The following is a 21,462-nucleotide window of genomic DNA, read 5'->3' as shown; positions in this document are numbered from 1 at the left end:
CATGGACATTTTTTCCATTATTTTTATAGTCGCGGGATCATTCTTTCTGATTGTCGCCGCAATTGGCGTGATTCGATTGCCCGATGTGTTCAGCCGCTCTCATGCCGTATCGTTGACAGACTCTCTCGGGGCATTTCTGGTTTTGGTTGGAATCGCCTTTCATGAGGGGCCGGACAAAAATTCGCTGAAAATCCTGGTGGTGCTGGCCCTGCTGTACATTCAAAATCCGGTCATTGCGCATGCCACGGTTCGCGCCGCTCTCCGATCTGGCTTAAAACCCTGGAAAAAGGAGACCTCATGACCTTTTCATATGAAATTCTTCTGCTCCTTCTTCTGATTGTGACCGCCGCCGGCGCCATTCTGGTTAAGGATTTGATGAGCGCCGTTCTGCTCCTGGGTTCTTATAGTTTTTTCCTGTCGCTGGTCTGGGGATTGCTTGGCGCTGTGGACGTCGCCTTTGTGGAGGCCGTCGTAGGGGCCGGGCTGGCTACGGTTCTTTTTCTATTGACCCTGTTCGGCACCGCGCCCAAGGACACGCGCCTTCGACGCCCTCCCCCCTCTTTGACGACGCTGATTGTTTTTCCTCTTCTGGGGGTTCTCCTGCTCTATGGCGCGAACGACCTTCCGGAATTCAGGGACCCGAATTCTCCAGCAAGCGCTCATGTTTCTCCGATCTATCTCGAGCAGAGCTATCAGGACGCCCACACTCCGAATGTTGTGACTGCGGTACTGATGGACTATCGATCGCTCGACACGATGATCGAAACCGTGGTGATTTTTGCAGCGGGCATTGCTTGCGCCTTACTGCTTAGGAGGAATGCCAAATGATACGGCCACACGACAGCATTATCGTTCAGACTTTAGGACGCTTTCTCATTCCGGTGGTTCAGATTTTCGGTTTGTACGTGTTGTTTTTCGGTCAATACGGACCCGGCGGAGGGTTTGTTGGCGGGGTGATTCTGGGCACGGGGATGATCTTGTCGGTTTTGATTTTCGGCCATGATGCGTCCCGGAGCCAATTTGGCAAAAGCATTTTACATGGCGATGGAATCGGGATGCTGATCTATGCGGGGGTGGGGGGCTTATGCATGATTGGAGGTGGAGAGTTTCTCAATTACGCGAATCTGCAAATCCCAGGCCTTGAAACAGCTTCACGCAGATCTTTGGGAATCGTCCTGACGCAAATCGGTGTGGCGGTGGATGTCATGGTAACGGCCGTCTCCATTGTTTTCAGTTTGTCTGCTGAAGAGATCATCGAGGATTCAATAAATGGTTGATGCAATTTTCGCGGTTTTCCAGCGGCCCAACTTTTTGACCTTTGTCATCATTTTCCTGTGGGGCTTTTTCATCATGATTACGCGGTACAACCTCATCAAGAAATTGATCGGGATGTATTTGGTGCAAACCAGCGTGATTTTTTTCCTGGTGTCTATCAGTGCGAAGAAGGGAGCGACGGTTCCTGTGCTCTTATCAACCACGGAACCGGTGCAAGCGGCAACTTATGTGAACCCATTACCTCATGTCTTGACGCTGACGGCTATTGTGGTGGGCGTGGCCATCCAGGGCGTGGGATTGGCTCTGTGCTCGGCAATTTACAGAAAGTATGGAAGCCTGGACGAAGAAAAAATTCTTGAGAAATTAGAATGAGCCACCAACTTCCCGCAATTTTATTTCTTCTCCCCTTGTTTGCCGCTATTTCGATGCCGGTGGTGTGCCTGCGACACCGTCATTGGAGCTGGCCCATTTCCGTGGCAGTGCTCACGATCATGGTCCCGGTCTCCATCTGGAACCTCCACAACGTGATTGATCACGGAGAGGTGCGGTACATGTTCAGTGGCTGGACCGCACCCCTTGGCATTGAGTGGGTGGCGGATGGCCTTTCAAGTGTCATCATGGTGTTATTGAGTGTCCTGGGTTTGCTGGGTGTGTTGTTTGCCGGATCAACGGCCCCAAGGGCTTTGGGCGGCCGAATTGTTCATTACTACACGATGATTTTGCTATTGGTTTCCGCTCTGACCGGCATTGTTTTCGCCAGGGATTTATTCAATATTTTCGTGTTTCTGGAAGTCGCCTCCATCTCGAGTTACGCACTTGTTGGTGTTGCTGGCGGAAGAGCGCTGTTCGCCTCCTTCCGCTATCTCATATTAGGAACCCTGGGTGGTTCCCTATACCTTCTGGGAGTGAGTTACCTTTATGCATTGGGCGGCACACTGAATATGGCTGACATGGCTGACAGGCTTTCTCATTTACTGAGCTCGAAAGCTTTAGTGAGCGGACTGCTTTTCATTTTTATTGGCTTGGGGATCAAGATGGCCCTGGTTCCGTTTCATGCCTGGATGCCCGAAGCCTATACCCATGCGCCCGAGTCCGCTGTACCCATCCTAGCCCCACTCGTCACAAAAGTGGCGCTCCTGGTGTGGATCAGAATCATATTCTGGGTCTTTAACGCATCCATGATTATCAACACCCTCCCGATTCTGTTGCTGGTGGCGGTGGTCGGCGCCTTGGCGGCGGTCATAGGTGCAAGCCTGGCCCTGGCCCAGCGCGATATCAAAATGATGTTCGCTTATGGCGGGATTTCACACATCGGCATCATTCTCATCGGAATCGCCCAAGGCAATCAAACCGGATTTGCCGGAGGGGTTTTTTATTTATTGAACGATGCCGTTATGCAGGCGGCCTTGTTTTTTTTGGCCGGCGTGGCGTTTTTTCTTTATGGGGTCAAAACCATTGACGACCTCGGGCGTATTGGAAAACAAACTCCATGGATTACCGGATCTTTGATCGTTGTGGCTTTGGGCATGATTGGCCTGCCTCCGACGGGCGGATTTTTTGGCAAATGGTACATCATTCTCGGAGCGCTGGAAGCGGAAGATTATGTTTCCGTCGCGGCGGTGGTGCTCTCCACCCTCTTGACGCTTGCTTATTTCGTCAAACTGTTTGAGCGCATTTTCCGCCAACCTGCAACTCCATTGGACGTTCCACCGGGGGAGATTCCCTTTTCATTCAAACTGACTCTGGGAGTCACGTCTGCGGCGATCATGGTTCTTGGTATCTTCAGCGCTCCTATTGTTCAGCTTTTGTTGAACCAGGCTCTGCCACCGCATCTTTGAGGGAAAGAATGACTCTTTTTGTTCTCATTCCTTTGCTTCCTCTCCTGGCTTCTCTCATTCTTCTGCTTGGAGGGCGCCGCTGGGGTGAAAGCGGTCACCGGATCGGGATTCCCGCCATCGGCCTTTCCTTCGGCTTATCCGTCGCCGCATTCATTGATGTGTTGCGAAATGGTCCGTTTACGATTTCCCTTTATCGCCTCTTTCAATCCGGTTCCCTGACCATTGACCTAACCCTGTTTGTTGACCAACTGACGGTTCTGCTTTTGCTCCTGGTCACCGGAGTGAGCGCGATTGTGCATGTGTATTCTTCCCGCTACATGATAGGCGAGCCCAGATATAATCGCTTTTTCGCCATCATTGCGTTGTTCACTTCCACCATGATTTTGTTGGTCATGAGTGGCAACCTTCTGATGTCACTGGTTAGCTGGGAAGTGATGGGAATCTGTTCTTATCTGTTAATTTCTCATGCCGCGGAGCGGCCTTCCGCCTGCCGGGCCGCCACCAAGGCTTTCCTCGTGAACGCGGTCGCGGATGTCGGATTCAGTTTTGGCATCATTCTGACCTTCTTCACCTTTGGCACCCTCGATATCCAGACCATTCTTGCCCAGGCTGAAGGCATGCAGGACCACACCGTCAACATCCTTGCGTGGATGGGATTGGATCTTCACATCCATCCTGTAACGCTCATCCCCTTCTTTCTCTTTATGGGGGCCATGGGAAAATCCGCGCAAATGCCGTTTCACGTGTGGTTGCCCTTTGCGATGGAAGCGCCGACGCCGGTATCGGCACTCATTCATGCCGCTACCATGGTGAATGCGGGGCCTTTTTTGTTAGTGCGCCTGAGCCCGCTGATTGCCCTCTCTCCATCCGCCATGGCGTTCATTGCAATCATTGGCGCCACGACCGCCGTATTTGCCGGAATCGTTTCCCTGACTCAGTCGGACATCAAAAAGATCCTGGCCTATTCCACAATCAGTCAAATCGGGTTCATGGTGATGGCCTGTGGATTGGGCGCGTTTGCGGTTGCGATTTTTCACCTCCTGGCCCACGGCTGCTACAAAGCATACTTTTTTCTATCTACCGGCAATGCGTTGCGATCCGTGGAACGACACCTTGAACACGGTGGCCATAAACACCCTGCCCCTGAAAGAATGGGGAGCTTGCATGGCGGGGCCTTGTTGCTGGCGCTGATTCCACCGTTCGTATTGTTTTCCGGTTCGTATGAAAACCTGTGGGGAGTTACCGGGTTCGCTTCCGCCACGATTGGATTCAAGGTCATCGGCTTGGTCACGGTGTTTGTGGCTTCTCAATATATTTTTAAAGGCGTCGCTTCGCTGTTTGCTCACGGTCCAAAGACGTACTGGCCCGCTTCGGGACAGCAGGGTTTGCGGACGCAATCCGTCCAGCCACGGTTTTTGAATGTTCCCCTTCTGGCCGGTCTTTTCCTGGCTACGGTTTTTGCCGGTGGGTTGTTGACTCTGACCTGGGAGTGGTTCGCCAACTTTCTGGCTCCGGCCCTGGGCCTTCCGGGGATCACGGCAGACCAGGGTGCCGCCCAGCCTGGCTTTCCAGTGTGGCTTGCGGTTTCCCTTGGCGTGGCAGTGGCGGGGTGGGCCTATGCTTACTCAACGCAGATTCGACCTCGACATCAGGCCTCGAGAGCAAATGCAACAGTCCATCGATTGTATGTCCTGTTTTGGAATAAAGGCTACTTTGATGAAATCTACGACGCTTATCTGGTCACGCCAACCGTTCGGCTCGCACACTGGCTGTGGCGTATTGTTGACTTAAGGCTCATAGATCGTTTCATTCATTCCATCGCGACTTATTCCGTATCTTTCGCCAGGTTGCTGTGGCGAATCGTTGACATGCGGGTGATCGATCAATTCATCCATTCCGTCGCGACATACTCCGTGTCATTCGCCAGGTTGCTGTGGCAAATCGTTGACATGCGGGTGATCGACCGTTTCATCCATTTCATCGCGAATTATTCTGTCGTTTTCGCCAGGTTATTGTGGCGAATTGTCGATATCCGGATGCTGGATCAGAAAGTGGAGCGCGTGGCGGGACAGGTCAATACCGCGGGTCAATTACTGCAGGAGATGGAATCCCGCACGATCGAGCGTCAATTGCTGGTAATGATATTTTGGTTGGGGGCAATGACAGCCCTCCTGTACTTCTTGGTTTAATGAGCTTTCGGTTTGTATTTCTGTCATGAACAATGGATCCGATTATGAACATCCTCAATCATGTTTCCGGTACCGACTTGAAAACCGCAAGCCCGCTTCCTTCTTGGAATAGAGGTTTCTAAAATGGCCATATTGATGGATAACCTGATCAGTTGGATGATTGCCGTTCCATTTTTAGGAATCGTCATTCTGGGATTTGTGCGTAATGACGAATCGATTCGGCGAATTGCCTTCGGCGCCACAATGGTGGAATTTTTCCTTTCCCTGATCCTATGGAAAAATTTTGATTTCAGCCTGAAAGACATGCAGTTTGTGGAACGGGTGGAATGGATGCCCACGTTCAACATTCAGTATGCGGTCGGTGTTGACGGCATCAGCATTTTGCTGGTGATCCTCACCGCCCTGCTTTGTCCACTCTGCATCCTTTGCTCGTGGACGGGAATCACAACGCGAGTACGAGCCTACCTCTCGCTGATCCTGTTGGTGGAAGGCGCCATGATCGTGGTCTTCACCGCCCTCGACCTGTTCCTGTTTTTCATGTTGTGGGAACTCACCATGATTCCCATGTATTTCATGATCATCCTCTGGGGCGGGCCGAATCGCATTGCCGCCGGGCTCAAATTCGTTTTGTACAGCCTGACAGGAAGCTTACTGCTCCTGGTGGGAATACTGGGTCTTTATCTTGAGGGCGGGCATACCTACGACCTGCTGGTGTTGACGGGGCAGACTTATTCTTCCGACACGCAGTTCTGGTTATTCCTGGCGTTCTTTCTGGCTTTTGCCATCAAGATGCCAATGGTTCCCTTTCATACCTGGCTCCCGGACGCGCACTCCGAAGCGCCGACGGCTGGCAGTGTGATCCTAGCGGGGGTTCTGCTGAAAATGGGAGGATACGGGTTCTTGCGTTTTTGCTTGCCGATGTTCCCGGGGGCTTCGGAGATTTTCGCCCCGTATATTTTGTGGTTATCGGTCATCGCCATCATCTATGGTGGGTATATGGCCCTGGCGCAGTCCGATCTTAAAAAGCTCGTGGCCTATTCTTCCGTTTCCCACATGGGTTTTGTGACTCTCGGAATTTTCGTGTTCAACAGTCAGGGCATCCAGGGGGCCGTCCTGCAAATGTTCAATCACGGAATCACGACGGCCGCCTTGTTCATTGCTGTCGGGCAATTGTACGACCGCATGCACAGCCGGGCGATTTCCGATTACGGCGGCCTGCATAAAACCATGCCGCGGTTTGTTGCCTTGTTCTTTTTGTTTTCGGTCGCCGCCTTTGGCCTGCCCGGCACCTGCAATTTCATTGGAGAGTTTTTGGTCCTGGTGGGAACTTCCTATGTCAGCTTTGCCATGGTTTTCATCTCTATCGGCGGGATTCTTTTGGCCGCCTCCTATATGCTGTGGATGCTCCAAAGGGTGGCGTTGGGAGAGCCTTCGACGAAAGCCGCCAAAGCGCTCCCGGATTTATCGAAATGCGAATTGGCCACGCTGATTCCACTGGCCATCCTGATATTGGGCATTGGCTTGTATCCCTCACCCTTGATGGAAACGATGGATGCGAGTGTGATTCACCTCATTGAGCAAACCACAGGACTGCAGGTCGATAAAGCGTCTTCACTTCAGATCAGCCCCTGAACAAGCCTCTATCCCTCCCGTGCAGTTCCAGAGGCATCCACCCGCTCACCACTCCTCTCTGGGCGGTGAGGGGAAGAAAGCCGTCGAGATCGGCAGCGATGGTCTGCATGAATTCTTCCGCCTTTTCCTGATCGTCGAAGCATTCGTACACGTCGTCCAGGAACCCGCTCCTCAGTAGCGGATGATCGAGGAACTCCTTGCCGGGTCCGGTCTGGATCTCCAGCGGCCACTCCACCGTCTCTATATTTTCCATTCCCAGCTCGCACAACCAGCCGCGCGCGTCGTCCGTGGACGGCCGTTCGTCGAGGTAATCGTGGAAGCGCTCGAGTTCCGCGGTGAGGGCGCGCGACTGCATCTCCTGTTCCACTCTCCGCCACAGGGAATCGAAGGTGCCCTTGGTGGGCCAGGTGAGGACGATCTGCCCGCCGGGCTTTAAAAACTGCACGAGATTTTTGAGTGCGGCGGGCCGGTCCGGGCGGAAAAACATGAAGGCGATGTTGCCGGTGATGCGGTCGAACTTCGGCAGGTTGGGCGGCAGGTGGCGCATGTCGCCGACTTCAAACTGGAGCCAGGGCATGCGCGTGCCCTGCATGCCGCGCGTGCGCAAAACCTGCGGATGGTGGATGTCCACCGCGAGCACATGCCCCTGCGGCCCGACTTGATCGGCGATGTAAAACGCAGGAATGCCCCCGCCCGCGGCGATGTCCAGCACCCGCGCACCGGGAAACAGGTCGAGATGGTGCAACAAGGCGTGCGCGAACGGCGTAGACCAAGGATTGCCCTCCGGCAGGGCCCAATGCGATTCCATAAAATTTCCCCCCTCAAATCTTACAGGACTGGACAGCGGCCGCACCCCCCTCAGAATGCGCCTGCCCGTTGTATCCCTTACTTCTACTGCCTACGGCATCGTCTGCCGCGCCTGCGGACTTACTTTTTCAGCAGGTACTGCGCGCCTGCGGAGGCGACTTCGTGATCCTTTTCCACCGCATCGCCGGACACGCCAATGGCGCCAACGATGTCCCCATCCTTCGTCTTCAGCGGCACACCGCCGGGAAAGGTGATCAGCCCGCCGTTGCTGTGCTCGATCTGGTAGAGCGACCCGCCGGGCTGGCTGATGTTGCCGATCTCACCCGTGGGCATGTTGAAATAGCGCGCGGTTTTGGCCTTGCGGATGGCGATGTCGATGCTTCCCATCCACGCACCTTCCATGCGGAAGAAAGCCTTCAGGTGCCCGTCCGCGCCGACGACGGCAACGTTCATTTTCGCGTCCAGTTCACGGGCTTTCGCCGTGGCGGTGCGCAGGATATGCCGCGCGGAATCGTCGTCGAGATCCTTGTAGCTCTTTAGCTCTGCCATGTGGGTGTCCTTTCCTGACAATTCAGATCTAGGGGGGGAATGAATTGCCGATTCTTTTTCAAGTTCCAGTTAAATTGTATCGGCACGGTATAAAACTTCAAGGTTTTTTAGGCTGAAAAAACAGTGAGGGATTTCCTATGCCCGGCGCAACCTAAGGGGTTGGAAAAAGCTGGGTTGGAGCCGGTTTTCCTAGGCGCCTCAGGCTTCCTGCTCGCGAATGGCCTGCTCCCGTTTCTGGGCGCGGCGTTCGTTGAGCAGCGCGATGCGCAATCCGTAGATGAGGCCGATCAGCACGATGGCGAACGGCAGGCCGGTGGTGATGGCGGCGGTCTGCAACGCGTTCAGCCCGCCCGCGATCAACAGCACGGTGGCGATGACGCCCTCGGTGACGGCCCAGAACAGGCGTTGCAGTTTGGGCGGATCGGGGTCACCCCCGGCGGTGATCATGTCGATCACAAAACTGCCGGAGTCGGACGAGGTGACGAAGAAGGTGATGATGACCACCGTGGCGATGGTGGCGGTGATGGCATCCAGCGGCAACGACTCCAGCATGAAGAACAGCGCGGTGCTCACGTTCTTGTCCACCGCTTCGGCGATCGCTCCGCCTTCGACCAGGTCCAGATGAATGGCGGTGCCGCCGAACACGCTGAGCCACGCAAACGTCGCCAGGCATGGCGCCAGCAGGCATCCGAGGATGAACTCGCGGATGGTGCGGCCGCGCGACACGCGCGCGATGAACATGCCGACAAACGGCGACCAGGCGATCCACCACGCCCAGTAAAACGTCGTCCAGCTCGAACGCCATTTGACGTCGTACATGGTTTCGCTGGCAACGCTGAGCACGAATAAATTCTGCGCGTAGTTGGCGAGCGTAGTGCCGAAGGTGGTGAGGATGTAGAGCGTCGGCCCGGTGAGAAACACGAACAGGAGAAAAAGACCCGCCACCCACAGGTTGAAATGACTGAGTCGGCTGATGCCCTTGTGCAATCCGAGCATGACGGAGACCGTGGCGATGAGCGTGATGAACGCGATCAGCGTCACCTGCACCCACACCGATTGCGGCACGCCGGCGATGAAATGCAGGCCGGAGTTCACCTGCATCGCTCCCAGCCCCAGGGACGTCGCCACGCCGAACATGGTGCTGACGACGGAAAAGATATCGATGACGTGCCCGAACGGACCATAGATGCGGTCACCGAGCAACGGGTAAAACGCGGAGCGGATGGTGAGCGGCAGTCCTTTGCGAAACGCGAAGTACGCCAGCGCCATGCCGACGATGCAGTAGATCGCCCAGGCGTGCAGGCCCCAGTGGAAGAACGTCAACTGCATGGCCTGCTCGGCGGCGCGCTCGGTTTCCGGCACGCTGATCGGCGGGTTTTTGTAATGGCTGATGGGTTCCGCCACGCTCCAGTAAATGAGGCCGATGCCCATGCCCGCGCTGAACAGCATGGCGAACCACGTGGCGAAGCTGAACTCCGGCCGGTCGCTGTCTTTGCCCAGCCGGATTTTCCCGTACGGGCTGAACAGCAGAAACAGCGCAAAGAGCAGAAGCAGGCAGGTGGTGATGGTGAACACCCAACTGAAATTGCCGGTGATGAACGTCTGCACGGCCGCGAAAACATCCTGCGCCGTTTTGGTGAACAGCGTACCGTACAGGATGAACAGAAACATGATGGCCGCGGCGCTCACGAACACGGGTGGATTCGTGCGCGTGAAAAACCACAGCGGCCGGGTCGGGATTTCCTGTTTCATGAGGGGACCTCAATCCCCGCCCACAGTCCACCGGAACGAAAAGGCTTCGTTTTGGGAGTGTCCGGGACGGTGGAATGACGGAAGGCGCTCGAATGAAACCGCACGCTCACGAAGCCGCGGGTTTCTCGAACAGGGTGATGCCCCAGGCCAGGCGGCCGCTTTTGCCCGCGTCCACCCAGTGGCCGAGTCCGGTCAGCATGCGGTCGATGTAGTCCTGTCCGCACAGCTTCACCACTTCGTCGTAGTGCTTCAGGGTCTCGTCGCGCACGCGGCTGTAGTGCCGGGTGAGCTGATTCGAATGGTCCTCCATCCGTTTCAGGCGGAATCCCTGCTTGCTGGCTTCGTCGTAGTAAAACCGGAACGATCCCAGCGTGGACAGGTGAATGCGCGCGAGGATGGGACCGAGCACGTCGTCCGGACAATCGTCCTTCTTCATGATGTCGGTGAAGATGAACAGGCCGCCCGGTTTCAGCACGCGGTACGCTTCCGAAACCACGCGCGCGCGGTCGGCGCTATGCAGGAACGAATCCTGGGACCAGATCACATCGAACGATTTGTCCTCAAACGGAATTTCCTCGAAACTGCCGTGCGCGACATCGACGAGGCGGTCGAGCCCGCGTTCCTTGTTGAATTCCCGGTTGCGGTTGTTCTGTGTCTCGCTGAGGTTGAGGCAGGTCACATGGCACCCGCGCTGGGTTGCGAGGTAGCGCGCACCGCCGCCGTACCCCGCACCGAGATCCAGAACCCGCTTGAATATATTCAGATCCAGGAGGCTCATCATGTGGTTCACGATGCGTTTGCTGGCGATGCCGATCGGCTCCTCATCGTAGTTGTACTGGCCGATGTGGATGTGCTCGCCGCCCCAGATTTTGAAATAAAATTCGTCTGCGTTGGAACTGTCGTAATACTCCTCCGCTTTTTCCACCGCGGTGGCCGTATCGTTTTTGGTCAAACTGCTCATTGTGCATCCCCCAGATAAATGAACGCTCACGCGCGATTTCGATTGGGTCGTGTGAAAATCACGATTCACAAAGACATGATGGAGAAGCGCGTGGGACAAAAATTAGAAGTGAGAACCAATTATATGGGTTTGATGCTGATTTTTCAAGGAAGCGGGGCAGAGTGCGCCCCGCGCAACCGGCTCCAACCGCTTTTGAATGAGGCGATTAACGCGGAATTCCTTGCGCTGAAAAGAAAACCGCAAGGGAGCCGGGATTGTATTCACGGACGGTGAAATGCCCTCGAAAACGAAGTCAGAGTCGCTCCCGCTACGATCGAATTGATTCTATCGAGAATTAAACAAAACAATGATGGATTGGGCCTTGCAATGCGCCTATTTTAGAATACTTGTGGGGCCTTCATTTATATCCGGAGTTCGGATAAAGCGCGGTCACCCGGGGGGACGCGGTGCCGTTGCCAACCGGAAACACGTTAAAAAAGAAATATTTTTGACGATCAGCCTGTCAAGACCCTGTCGACCGGAAATGCCATGCGAACGCCTCCCCTTGAGATACTTGAAATTATTAACGTGACCGGTGACTTGTCTGGTACCATTGAAAGCCAGTAGCGGTATGATTTTGGCAAGTTTCAGCCATTTTGCGGGACCGGCCCCTTCACCTGTTTTTAAAGATTTTGCAATGGTTTTGAAGAAGTCCTTGCGGCCGCCCGACAAAGTGGCTGGTATTTTCTAACGGTTTATTTTGGGCCTTTCCGGCCCGGCGGCCTCGCCATCTCTAGCCATGAAACTGGGGATTTACAAAGTCAAACTGGAAACATCCCATTGGTGGATTCCCATCGCCAATATTTTCCTGGGCATCGCCATGCTCGCCATGATGGGCTTCAGTTTCTGGAAGGGGCTGGAAATGAATACCGTGTACGCTCCCCTCATCAACGCCGACACCGAGGTCAAATTGAAGGTGGTGGCCGCCCACATGTGGGTGGAGGAAATTTTGGGCGGCGACCAGACCAAGAGCATGGAAGGGGTTTGGGATTTTCTCGATCAGGCGGACTGGTATGCGGACGCCATGCTGGAAGGCGGCCAGAATGCCGAAGGCACCATCATGCCGCTCAACGACCCGGAAATCCGGGCCGTGATACGCGAGGTCCGCAACAACATCGCGGAGTTCCGCAAAATCGCCCACACGCGCCTGTCCAACCGCGCCACCTCCGGTGCCGGTTCGCCCATGGACAAGTATTACGACGAGGTGTACCTGAGCTTCAACCGCAAGGCCGACCGCATCAAGCACCGCCTGCAGGAGCTGATGGCCACGGACCTGCAATACTTCAAAGTCACGCAGATCACGCTGATGGGGGTCATGTTTCTGCTGTCGATGTCGATGGCCCTGGTCGTGTTCCGTTTCGAGCGCTCCCGCGACAAATGGATCCACGCCCTGCACGAGGCCAACCTGAACCTGGAAAAGGAAGTCGAGGAACGCAAGCAGGCGGAGGTCAAGCTCACCGAATACGGCAACCAGCTCCGCCGCCTGACCAACCAGTTGCAGTCGATCCGCGAGGAAGAAAAAACCCGCATCGCACGCGAGGTGCACGACGAGTTGGGACAGACGCTCACCGCGCTCAAGATGGAGCTCGCCTGCCTGGTCAACGATGTCAATAAAGGTTCCGACGAGGTGCCCCAGCGCACACGGTCAATGAGCCAGTTGATCGACAGCACCATCCAGTCGGTGCAGCGCATCGCCACGGAACTGCGGCCGCAGATTCTCGATGTGCTGGGTTTGTCCGAGGCCATACGCTGGGAAACGGCGGAGTTCGAAAAGCGAACGGGCATGCACTGCCATGTCAAATTCACGCCGGAGAAGGTCATCCTCGAGCGCAACCTGTCCACCACCCTGTTCCGCATTTACCAGGAAGCGATGACCAACGTGGCGCGCCATTCCGGCGCGAAAAACGTGACCATCCATGTGGAAGAAAAAGAAAACGAAGTGGTTCTGGAAATCTGCGACGACGGACGCGGCATTCAGAAGCATCAGTTGTACAACTCGCAATCCCTCGGTCTGCTCGGCATTCAGGAACGCGCACGCGCTCTGGATGGCGATACGACCATTGAAGGCAACCCTACGTCCGGCACCACCGTCCGCGCCGTGATTCCAGTGAAACAGTATGAAAACACACCCTAATAAAATTCGAATCTTTGTGGTGGATGACCATGCCGTCGTCCGCCAGGGCATCAAACACATCATCGTGCAGAACTCGGACATGGAGGTGGTGGGCGAAGCCTCTCATGGCAACGAGGTGTTGGAAAAAATCAAGAACCTGAAAGTCGATGTCATGCTGATGGACATCGAGATGCCGGAAAAAAGCGGGTGGGAGGTGATGTCGCAGTTGAAATACAGCCATCCCAACCTGGGCGTCATCATCCTCAGCATCTTTCCGGAAGACCACTACGGTGTACGGCTGATCAAGGCCGGCGCCTCCGGCTACCTCACCAAATCCAGCGCGCCGGAACAACTGGTGCAGGCCATTCGCACGGTCTCCGGCGGCGGCAAGTTCATCAGCCCGTCACTGGGCGAAAAGCTGATTCAGGAACTGGACAAGAAGGAGGGGCAACCCCTGCACGCGGTCCTTTCCGAGCGCGAGTTCCAGGTATTCTGCATGATCGCCTCCGGCAAGAAGACGAAGGAAATCGCCGACGAGCTGTCACTCAGCATCACCACCATCAGCACACACCGTTCGAACATCCTGGAGAAAATGAGGATGAAGAACAACGCGGAGCTCATCCACTACGCGCTCAAAAGCGGGCTGGTCCGCTGAAACGCCCCCCTCCCAGGGGGGAGGGTACGAGGCGCGCAAGTGAACGCTCCTTCTGCGCGGCAATCATTTTCGGAGAAAAAGAAGATCGGGGAGGAACCCAGCCGGATCAGCTGGGGGAGGACCACCGCAGCCATTCGGCACGGCCCTGTTGCGGCCGTTCCTTCGACTCGCTGTCCGCCACGGCAACGGAAGGCTCCGTCTCCGAGGGTTGCGCGTCCTTGGGCACGCGCGCACGGCGAAAGGTACGGTCCTTCATCTTCACATCTTTCGGAGCCGCTTCCGAGCGGCCGCGTTTCAGAAACGCGAACACCGCGTTGCCTACAAACGGCGGCAACATGGAGAACAGCAGGTTGGTGCCCAGGATGAACGCCATGCCGGTGAGCGACGCCACCTCGCGCGGTTTCAACAACCAGTTCGGCGGCAGGGAAACCCAGCCCACGCCCTTGTCGCGGAGCATGATGGATTTGACGATCTTCCACTGGAAGTAGTATTGCAGGTTGCGGCGGATGATGTCGCGCTTCAACTCGAACTCAGTCACACCCTTCGGCACGTAGGCCAGCGGCATGGTGTCGAAGATACTGCGGGTGATCGACAGCGTGCTGTTGAAATTGCGCCAGCCCTCCAGGATGTGCAGGCGGCCTTCCTTCTGCGCCACGTCGTAAATCGGCGTGCCCGGATACGGAATCAGGTTGTTGAACTTGACGAAGCCCACGTTCGCGCCATTGACCACCCGCCACGACTCGTCGCGGTCTTCCTTGCTTTCGCCGGGGAAGCCGTAAATCATGAACAAGGACACTTTGAAGCCGTACTTCTTGCACAGCTTCACCGCTTCCATGTGCTGGGCCACCGTCTGGTCCTTGTTCGCCTCCTTGGCAATGCGCTCAACGCCGGTTTCCATGCCCATGCCGATGGTCTGGAAATTGGCGCGTTTCATCGCCGGCAGAATCTCTTCATATATGTTGTCGGCGCGGGTCTGCACCGCGAAGGCGCACTTCTCGTGCAGTCCGGCTTCCACAATGCCGTCGCACAGCTCGATCACCCGGCGCTTGTTGACGCTGAAGATGTCGTCGTAAAACGTAATGTTCTCAATTTTGTATTTGTTGACCAGGATCTTGACGTTCTCGATGATGCGCTCCATCGAGTGCCAGCGGTAGGTCAGACCGGTGAGGATGCGCTGACTGCAATAACTGCATTTGTAGGGACAGCCTCGGGCTCCGGTGAGGAATCCCATGTCGTATTTGGGGTGCTCAAACAGTTCGTAAGGGAAAATCGGCACGTCGTCCAGGTTGTCGATCAGGTCGTTGTCCTCGTTGGAAACGAGTTCGCCGTCGTCGCCGAGAAAACTGATGCCGCGGGTTTTCTTCCACGCGTCGCCCCCTTCGCGCAGGGCGAAGTGCAACTGGCGCATGGTCTCTTCCCCCTCGCCGCGCACTACGATGTCGGCCGATCCGTTGCGCAGGGGTTCCTCCGGCAAAGCGGTGACGTGCACGCCGCCCATGACCACCGTGCAGTCCGGGTACGCTTCCTTGTACATGCGCCCGATGGCGTAGGCGCGGCCCGCCTGCGCCGTAAGCACAGTGATGCCGATGATCAGCGGCTGTTCCAGACCTTCGGTGAACTGGCGGAAGTTGTCCTCGGTGATGGTCTCGATTTCCTCATCGACCACACGGATATTCTTCACGCCGTATTTGCGAAGATACGCGGAAATGACGCCAATCGATACGGGAATGCCGACCGGGATGTAACGGGACAGCATGCCGCCGAACTTTTCGTAAGCCGGATTGATGAACAGCATGGGTTCGGAACCTTTCGTATATAGGGGGCTCGAACTTACACGAATGCCGGGATTGCGAGGCCGCCCTCCTGACCTCTTAAGGAATGTGTCTACCTATAGTAAAGGATAACGGAATAATTTCAATCAAATTCACTGCGTTTTCCGAGAACAATGCGTTTGGTCAGCACAATCGCCTGGGAAATCCACAGCATGACCGGCTTGCCGATATAATACCGCCCGTCCCGTTCCACGATCTGCCCGGTTCCGAGCAGTCGTTGCAACCGGATTTCCACCATATGCGAGGCGTTGTAGCGGCCGAGCAACTCCTCCAGCGCCAGCACCCCTCCCGCCTCGTGCAGTTCGCGGAGCAGGCGGATGCGCCGGGCGGTTTCACCCAGATTGATGAAATGAAAGTAGCAGTAGCCCAGCATGCCGTAAGTGGCGACGTTGACAAACAGCAGCGCCACGGAATCGGTAAGCGCCAGGCCCGATCCCTGGGCGATCACCCATTCTCCGGCCAACAGCGCCCCCAGGCCCGCGGCGAAGCCCAGGTACACGGATTTGAGCAGGCCCCATTTCCCCCACCGCGCCACGGCGATCTGGACCACCACATTGATCGCCAGGCACAGCACCGGGCTCAGAACGTGGGCGATTTCGCGCGCCGTCACCATCGCCTCAGCCTCCCTTCCCGGCTTTGAACAAAGACCGGTACACCACGAACAGGCGCGCCATCAGGCGGCCTTTCGGCGTCAGGCGGTAACGCCCGTCCTCCAGCACCGCCATCTTGTCGGTCAACAGATCGCGCAGGCGCGGTTTCACCAGCACATCATCGTTCATGCGTTCAAAAAACGTTTTCACGGGCAGGCCCGGCTCGCCCGCCTCGGCGACCACCTGCACCATCACCAGCGACGGGCTGTCCGCTTCCAGCCCGGAGTAGGTGATCATGTACGCCAGTGTGAAAGCGGTGAACAACAGGGCGATGTGCAGGAACTGCGTCCAGCGCGTGGGCGCGGTGACGTCGAATAGGGACGCCTCCGGGTTCGCCCACAATACGGCGGAACCCACCCCCAGCGTACCGAAGAAGATCTGCAACAGCACCTTGGTCTGCCGGTGCGGCAGTCGGATTTTCCACACGATGAGGTGCAGGGCCAGGGCAAGAATCAGGAGCGCCAGACCCCAGACGAGAACTTGCATGAGAACGGATTTAAAGGAAACGGGTTAAAAACAGGTCGCGGCCGCACCGGGCTCACTTCTTGACCTTGTACAGGACGTTTTCAGTGGCATACCGGCGCGAGGTGGAACTGCCCGCGACGAAGTCGTCCTTGTCCACCTTGCTTTTCTTGCTGAAATAAAAATCGCGCACCAGCTTCAAATAGCCCCGCGCCACGCGCACAAGCGACGGGTACGACACCGCCTTCGATTTCCCCTCCAATCGAAGGCCCAGCCGGTACGGCACTTCCGCAAACAGGTAACCTTTTTTCACCGCGCGGATCAGAATGTCGGTCTGGAAGAAAAAGCTGGCGCTCCGGTATTCGAGCTCCTTCAGGATGCACTTGCGATAGAGCACGGTGCCGTTGGTGTAGTTGAAGTTGACCATGAAGGTGGAGTTGATGACACTGCGGTACACGAACGACAGAATGTTGCGGAAGGCGCTGCGCACGCCGCGGTTGTACACAAAGGGAATGACGATATCCACATGCTCGAGCAGGCGGAAGTACTGCATGATTTCCCAGGGATCGTTTTCGTTGTCGCCGGGAAGCATGATGACGATTTCGTTGGCCGCATCGTCCACCCCCTCCCAGAACGAGGCGCCAATACCGCGCGGGGCGTCGTGATGGATCACGCGCACCCGCGTGTCGTGGGCCATGAACTCTTCAATGATTTGCGGTGTGCGGTCGCGACTGCCGTCGTTGACGGCGATGATCTCGCCCGGAATGGAAAAGTGGTCCAGGGCATCCAGCGTATTCTGCAAGGCGAGCGCGATGTGCGCCTCCTCGTTCAACGCCGGCATGATGACGCTGAGCGTCGGATGTCCTCCCATATATTTGTCTGTATCCGGCATCCCCTGCCCCCTCAGGTTGGTGCCTCAGGCAATGGCTACCCGTCGGCCTGCTGGTTCATGATCATGGTGTCGAGGATGCAGTGGCAGATCGCATGGTGCAAAACCTCGACCGGGCCGTATCCCGGAAACGGCACATAAAAATTGAGGTCGCCCTTGGACCGCAACGGGTTTTCCTCCTTGAACCCGGAAAACGTGACCACGTGACAGCCCCGCTCGCGCGCCGCCTTGATGCCGTTGTGGATGTTTTCCGAATTGCCGGAACTGCTGATGGCGAACAGGATGTCGCCGGGATCGGCCAGGAACTCGATCGGTTTCTGAAACACATATTCGTAGCCGAAGTCGTTGCCGATGCAGGTCAACAACGCGCCGTCGTTGAACGCGGTGGCGCGCTTGCCGCCGGCTTTGGTGAAATCCGTCGCCATGTGGCTGGCAATAGAAGCGCTGGCCCCGTTGCCGATGAACATAAGACGTTTCCCCGCCTGCGACTGCTTGTTGATCAATTCCACCGCCGCCACCACGCCATCGGGAAAACTGTAAGCCTCTCCGTTCTGGCCGGTCACGCGGATGCCGTCCATCGCCTTTTTCAAATTGCCAAAATACTCCTCAACCATACGCTGCATAAAACAACCCCTGTTATTTGGCCAGTGAATGAATCAGTTCCAGAACTTCGTTTTTCTCGACCGAGCGTTTGTTGCCCATGATCTGCACCGCCAGCGCCCCCACCGCATTGCCGACGAAGGTGACCATGTCCATCGGCATCGACTGCGCCACACAAGGCGCGGTGTAGGCGAAGTAAGCATCGCCCGCGCCGATGGTGTCCACTACGTTCGTCGAGAAGATGGGCGTGCGAAACACCTGTTGCCTGCCGTTGACGCCCAGCGAGCCGCGCTTGCCCAGCGTCACCACCAGGTGGTTGGCCCGAATCTGTTCCTTGATGGCGAGTGCGATTTCGTCGATGGCGCCGTGCTTGTCCTGCGCCGCCAGCCGCACTTCCGGTTCGTCCAGGCAGACGTAATGCGGTTGGGCGTACTTGGTGATCAGATTGTAACCGGAGTTCGCGGCGTTGGTCTGCGTGTTGACCGCGAGCACCTTGGAATTTTCCACCAGCGCCCGGTAGATGGCCTCCGACACGAAGCCATGCCCGAAATCGGAAAGCAGGACCAGATCGTATCCCTGAACCTGCTGTTTCAGATAGTCCGCCACTTCCCGGTCCAGTGACGGCGGCAGTTTGGTGTCGTTGATGTAATTGACCTCGAACAGCTTCTGGTTCAGGTACTGGTGCACGAAGCGGGTCTTGGTAATGGTCGGACCGTCGTCGCGGTAAAAGAACCGCGTGGTGACGTTCGGCTTCAGGTTGTCGCGGATGAACTCGGCACGCGGGTTGTCCAACCCCAGCATGGTCACCAGGTGCACCTCCTTGCACAGGCCCGCCACGTGGTTGGCGATGGCGAATGCGCCGCCCGCAAACACCTCGTGGCTGAGAAAACGGTTGACCACCAGGTTCGCCTTGCCCGCCTTGCCCATCGGTTCGCAGTAATGGTATTCGTCGATGATGCCGTCGCCGATCAAGCACACGCGCAGGCTTTCCATGCCGTGCAGGTAATCGGCGATTTCCTTGAAGGTGTGGCGCTTGAAAAAGTTCTTGAGGAAGAGCTTGGTGTCTTCCGGGTACAGGTCGAAGAAATTGCGCAGAATGTGCGACGAACGCATGGAGAAACCGTCGGTCTCGCGGATCTGGATTTCGCCCCAGAACAGGTCGCGTTCCTCCTCGAAGATTTTGCGGTTCACTTCCTGGTCGCGTTCCTGGTGCGCCTGCCCCTTGGCAAACACGTCAGGATTGAGGATGCGCACGCATTCGAACGGGCGTTCGTCATCCACCAGGCAGACGTAGTCGACCTGCGCGAGCGACGCCACGTTGTTGAGCCGCAGGACTTCCGGGAACACCGGGCGGCCGGGACCGCGCCGGACGTCCTTGTCCTTGATGACCGTCACGATCATCACGTCGCCCATGCTTCGGGCCGAGTTGAGGTGCTGGATGATTCCGGGATGAATGAGATCGAACACGCCGTGCGACAGCACCACCTTCTTGCCTTCGGCCTTCAGGTCGCGCACTTTGGCGGCAAGGTCTTCAAAAGAAAAGATTTTGTCCTGCGGATCGACAGCCATATAGCCCCTGCCCGATTATTTGATGTATTTGTTGATGAGTTCCGTGGAGGAGAACACGATCTCGTGGGTGAAGCGCATCTCGGCGCCGATCTCCTCCAGCACCCGGAACTCTCTCTGAATCTTGCCGGTCTTGTCTTCCAGCTTTTCGAACTCCTGCCCCTTCACGTAGATGTCGGGCCTCAGCAGGCGCAGGGTTTCCTCCGCCGTCGGCCACTCGTTGATGCCGGCGTAATCGACGCATTCCAAAGCGGCCAGCGACTCCGCCCGCAGGCGCTCGCCGAACACCGGACGGCCGGGTCCTTTATCGACATAGCGGTCCGGACTGACGGTGACCACCAGCACGTCGCCCATCTGTTTCGCCGCCTGCAGGTATTTGATGTGGCCGGGGTGCATGAGGTCGAAACATCCGTGGCACAGCACCACCTTGCGCCCGCGGGCTTTTTCTTCTTTCAGCTTTTCCGCCAGTGAGGTCAACTCGAAGATCTTGCTATCCGACATTCCGGAGTTCCTATAAAACAGCTTAACGGGTTTTTGCCGATTTGTGTTCCAAATTTTGAATCGCCTGCCACAGGGCGGGCACCGTATCCGCGTGCGAACCCTTCACATAGTGGCTGTCACCGCCGTCGGCGACGGTGCGCACCAGCATGGTCTTCCACGGGCGGTAATAATACCCGGCACTCGACCGGGGCGCTTCCTTGCGGAAGTTGGACGGCAGATCGTGCAGGTCGCACACCAGTGTGGTGAAGCGCCGCACTTCCTCGCCTTCCTGGTGTGCCAGGTTGCGCGCCATGCTGAGCGCCTTGAGGTACACCTCCGGCGCCATCACCGCACTGCCGAAATTCATCACCACGCCGCCTTCCAGCCGCCTGACGGCCGCGGCGAACCGGAGAAAATCCGTATACGACAACGCCCCCGTCGCCGCGCCGTCGAAGTTCGGGTGCTGATGGATGATGTCCTGGCCGATACACACATGCACCGTGGCGGGAATGCCCAGCCGCTCGGCATGAGCGAACAGGCTGATGTCTTTGTGCGGGAACGCGCTGCCGAGGATGGCGCGTCCCACCGCCTGCCCCAGTCCGAGGTGAGGATCTTTTTTATACGCGGCGTTGACGATGTCGTTCAGCTCCGCCGTCTCCTTCCAGAAGCCGAACTCCCCGGTCTGGATGTATCGCGCCACGCTTTCGGTGGTGGCGCCGATGCGCGCAAACTCGTAATCGTGAATGATGCCCGCGCCGTTGAACGCCAGGCAGTCGAGGTAGCCCCGCTCCATCAGGTCGATGAGGTAACGCTGGACGCCGGAGCGGATGACGTGCGCCCCCATCATCAGAATGCGGGCACGGCCGGTTTCCTTCGCCCGCATCAGACATTCCGCCACCGGCTTCAGCACCTCGACCATGAGCGGCGACGCACCCCTTTCCAATCCGCGGATGCAGTCCACTTGCAGATCGTGCCTTCGTTCGGCCAGTGGCTTGATTTTCAGGGAGGTCAGGTTGAGTGACGGTGATTGCATCGGGCAGCCCGTGGCCGGTCAAAGAAAGACAGGAACCCGCCTCACAGTCCAACCGGGTTCCTCTAAGTCTGTGAATTGTATAATTATAGGCCGCATCTGGCAAATTGGAAATCTTTTCTGCCCTGCCTCCCTTTCCTTTT

General features: G+C 56.7%; 22 protein-coding genes. 10 read left to right on the top strand and 12 right to left on the bottom strand.

The genetic code is table 11. The features are described from left to right. Position 1: 1 nt before the first annotated feature. The 7 genes from mnhG to J2S31_RS01630 all read left to right on the top strand — a co-directional run bounded on the left by mnhG (position 2) and on the right by J2S31_RS01630 (position 6,934). Positions 2 to 301, top strand: a complete 300-nt coding sequence (gene mnhG / locus J2S31_RS01660; protein WP_237097311.1) for a monovalent cation/H(+) antiporter subunit G — start codon at positions 2 to 4, stop codon at positions 299 to 301. Beyond that, positions 298 to 828, top strand: coding sequence for a DUF4040 domain-containing protein (locus J2S31_RS01655; RefSeq protein ID WP_237097310.1), 531 nt, complete (start codon positions 298 to 300; stop codon positions 826 to 828). The genes mnhG and J2S31_RS01655 overlap by 4 nt, the downstream gene beginning before the upstream one ends. Next, entirely contained in the window at positions 825 to 1,277 is a 453-nt protein-coding gene (locus tag J2S31_RS01650; RefSeq protein WP_237097309.1) for an MnhB domain-containing protein, read from the top strand. Before J2S31_RS01655 ends, J2S31_RS01650 begins: the two co-directional genes overlap by 4 nt. Next, entirely contained in the window at positions 1,270 to 1,647 is a 378-nt protein-coding gene (locus J2S31_RS01645; protein ID WP_237097308.1) for a cation:proton antiporter subunit C, read from the top strand. The genes J2S31_RS01650 and J2S31_RS01645 overlap by 8 nt, the downstream gene beginning before the upstream one ends. After that, a complete protein-coding gene (locus J2S31_RS01640; RefSeq protein ID WP_237097307.1) occupies positions 1,644 to 3,113 on the top strand; it encodes a complex I subunit 5 family protein in 1,470 nt (489 codons plus the stop codon). The genes J2S31_RS01645 and J2S31_RS01640 overlap by 4 nt, the downstream gene beginning before the upstream one ends. Before the next feature lie 8 nt (positions 3,114 to 3,121). Next, entirely contained in the window at positions 3,122 to 5,302 is a 2,181-nt protein-coding gene (locus J2S31_RS01635) for an NADH-quinone oxidoreductase subunit L (protein WP_237097306.1), read from the top strand. Positions 5,303 to 5,437: 135 nt separating this feature from the next. Further along, positions 5,438 to 6,934: a complex I subunit 4 family protein gene (locus J2S31_RS01630; protein ID WP_237097305.1), complete on the top strand. Its 1,497-nt coding sequence runs from the start codon at positions 5,438 to 5,440 to the stop codon at positions 6,932 to 6,934. On the opposite strand, the gene J2S31_RS01625 is transcribed toward J2S31_RS01630, so the two are convergent. From J2S31_RS01625 to J2S31_RS01610, 4 genes are all read right to left on the bottom strand, one after another. Next, positions 6,924 to 7,742, bottom strand: a complete 819-nt coding sequence (locus J2S31_RS01625) for a class I SAM-dependent methyltransferase (RefSeq protein WP_237097304.1) — start codon at positions 7,740 to 7,742, stop codon at positions 6,924 to 6,926. The genes J2S31_RS01630 and J2S31_RS01625 overlap by 11 nt on opposite strands. Positions 7,743 to 7,861: 119 nt before the next feature. After that, the gene (locus tag J2S31_RS01620) at positions 7,862 to 8,290 is read right to left on the bottom strand and encodes a GlcG/HbpS family heme-binding protein (RefSeq protein WP_237097303.1); all 429 of its coding nucleotides are present in this window, start codon (positions 8,288 to 8,290) and stop codon (positions 7,862 to 7,864) included. A gap of 198 nt (positions 8,291 to 8,488) precedes the next feature. Beyond that, positions 8,489 to 10,042, bottom strand: a complete 1,554-nt coding sequence (locus J2S31_RS01615; RefSeq protein ID WP_237097302.1) for a BCCT family transporter — start codon at positions 10,040 to 10,042, stop codon at positions 8,489 to 8,491. Between the two features lie 106 nt (positions 10,043 to 10,148). Continuing rightward, a complete protein-coding gene (locus J2S31_RS01610; protein ID WP_237097301.1) occupies positions 10,149 to 11,003 on the bottom strand; it encodes an SAM-dependent methyltransferase in 855 nt (284 codons plus the stop codon). 51 nt (positions 11,004 to 11,054) lie between these two features. Here J2S31_RS01610 and J2S31_RS01605 point away from each other — a divergent pair, with 51 nt between their 5' ends. The 3 genes from J2S31_RS01605 to J2S31_RS01595 all read left to right on the top strand — a co-directional run bounded on the left by J2S31_RS01605 (position 11,055) and on the right by J2S31_RS01595 (position 13,810). Next, complete coding sequence (locus tag J2S31_RS01605) at positions 11,055 to 11,276, top strand: hypothetical protein (protein ID WP_237097300.1); 222 nt, start codon at positions 11,055 to 11,057, stop codon at positions 11,274 to 11,276. A gap of 505 nt (positions 11,277 to 11,781) precedes the next feature. After that, complete coding sequence (locus J2S31_RS01600; protein ID WP_237097299.1) at positions 11,782 to 13,176, top strand: sensor histidine kinase; 1,395 nt, start codon at positions 11,782 to 11,784, stop codon at positions 13,174 to 13,176. Further along, positions 13,160 to 13,810, top strand: a complete 651-nt coding sequence (locus J2S31_RS01595) for a response regulator (protein ID WP_237097298.1) — start codon at positions 13,160 to 13,162, stop codon at positions 13,808 to 13,810. The genes J2S31_RS01600 and J2S31_RS01595 overlap by 17 nt, the downstream gene beginning before the upstream one ends. A gap of 106 nt (positions 13,811 to 13,916) precedes the next feature. Here J2S31_RS01595 and J2S31_RS01590 read toward each other — a convergent pair whose 3' ends face one another. The 8 genes from J2S31_RS01590 to J2S31_RS01555 form a co-directional block, all read right to left on the bottom strand. Beyond that, the gene (locus J2S31_RS01590) at positions 13,917 to 15,605 is read right to left on the bottom strand and encodes a B12-binding domain-containing radical SAM protein (RefSeq protein WP_237097297.1); all 1,689 of its coding nucleotides are present in this window, start codon (positions 15,603 to 15,605) and stop codon (positions 13,917 to 13,919) included. A 119-nt stretch (positions 15,606 to 15,724) separates the two neighbouring features. Then, positions 15,725 to 16,255 carry a hypothetical protein gene (locus J2S31_RS01585; RefSeq protein ID WP_237097296.1) on the bottom strand — a complete coding sequence of 177 codons (531 nt, stop codon included), beginning with the start codon at positions 16,253 to 16,255 and terminating at the stop codon, positions 15,725 to 15,727. Between the two features lie 4 nt (positions 16,256 to 16,259). Then, positions 16,260 to 16,778 (bottom strand): hypothetical protein, encoded by a 519-nt coding sequence (locus J2S31_RS01580; protein WP_237097295.1) that lies wholly within the window; start codon positions 16,776 to 16,778, stop codon positions 16,260 to 16,262. A 52-nt stretch (positions 16,779 to 16,830) separates the two neighbouring features. Then, positions 16,831 to 17,646: a glycosyltransferase family 2 protein gene (locus J2S31_RS01575; RefSeq protein ID WP_237097294.1), complete on the bottom strand. Its 816-nt coding sequence runs from the start codon at positions 17,644 to 17,646 to the stop codon at positions 16,831 to 16,833. Positions 17,647 to 17,681: 35 nt separating this feature from the next. Beyond that, entirely contained in the window at positions 17,682 to 18,266 is a 585-nt protein-coding gene (locus tag J2S31_RS01570) for a D-sedoheptulose-7-phosphate isomerase (protein WP_237097293.1), read from the bottom strand. A gap of 13 nt (positions 18,267 to 18,279) precedes the next feature. Continuing rightward, positions 18,280 to 19,812 carry a PfkB family carbohydrate kinase gene (locus J2S31_RS01565; protein ID WP_237097292.1) on the bottom strand — a complete coding sequence of 511 codons (1,533 nt, stop codon included), beginning with the start codon at positions 19,810 to 19,812 and terminating at the stop codon, positions 18,280 to 18,282. Positions 19,813 to 19,827: 15 nt separating this feature from the next. Continuing rightward, the gene (locus tag J2S31_RS01560) at positions 19,828 to 20,310 is read right to left on the bottom strand and encodes an adenylyltransferase/cytidyltransferase family protein (protein WP_237097291.1); all 483 of its coding nucleotides are present in this window, start codon (positions 20,308 to 20,310) and stop codon (positions 19,828 to 19,830) included. A gap of 22 nt (positions 20,311 to 20,332) precedes the next feature. Then, a complete protein-coding gene (locus J2S31_RS01555; RefSeq protein ID WP_237097290.1) occupies positions 20,333 to 21,322 on the bottom strand; it encodes a hypothetical protein in 990 nt (329 codons plus the stop codon). Positions 21,323 to 21,462: the final 140 nt, after the last annotated feature.

It is taken from the genome of Nitrospina gracilis Nb-211 (assembly GCF_021845525.1).
Classification (GTDB): domain Bacteria; phylum Nitrospinota; class Nitrospinia; order Nitrospinales; family Nitrospinaceae; genus Nitrospina; species Nitrospina gracilis_A.
Note: the sequence above shows the minus strand (reverse complement) of the source record. Positions and strands in the feature narration are given on the sequence as shown.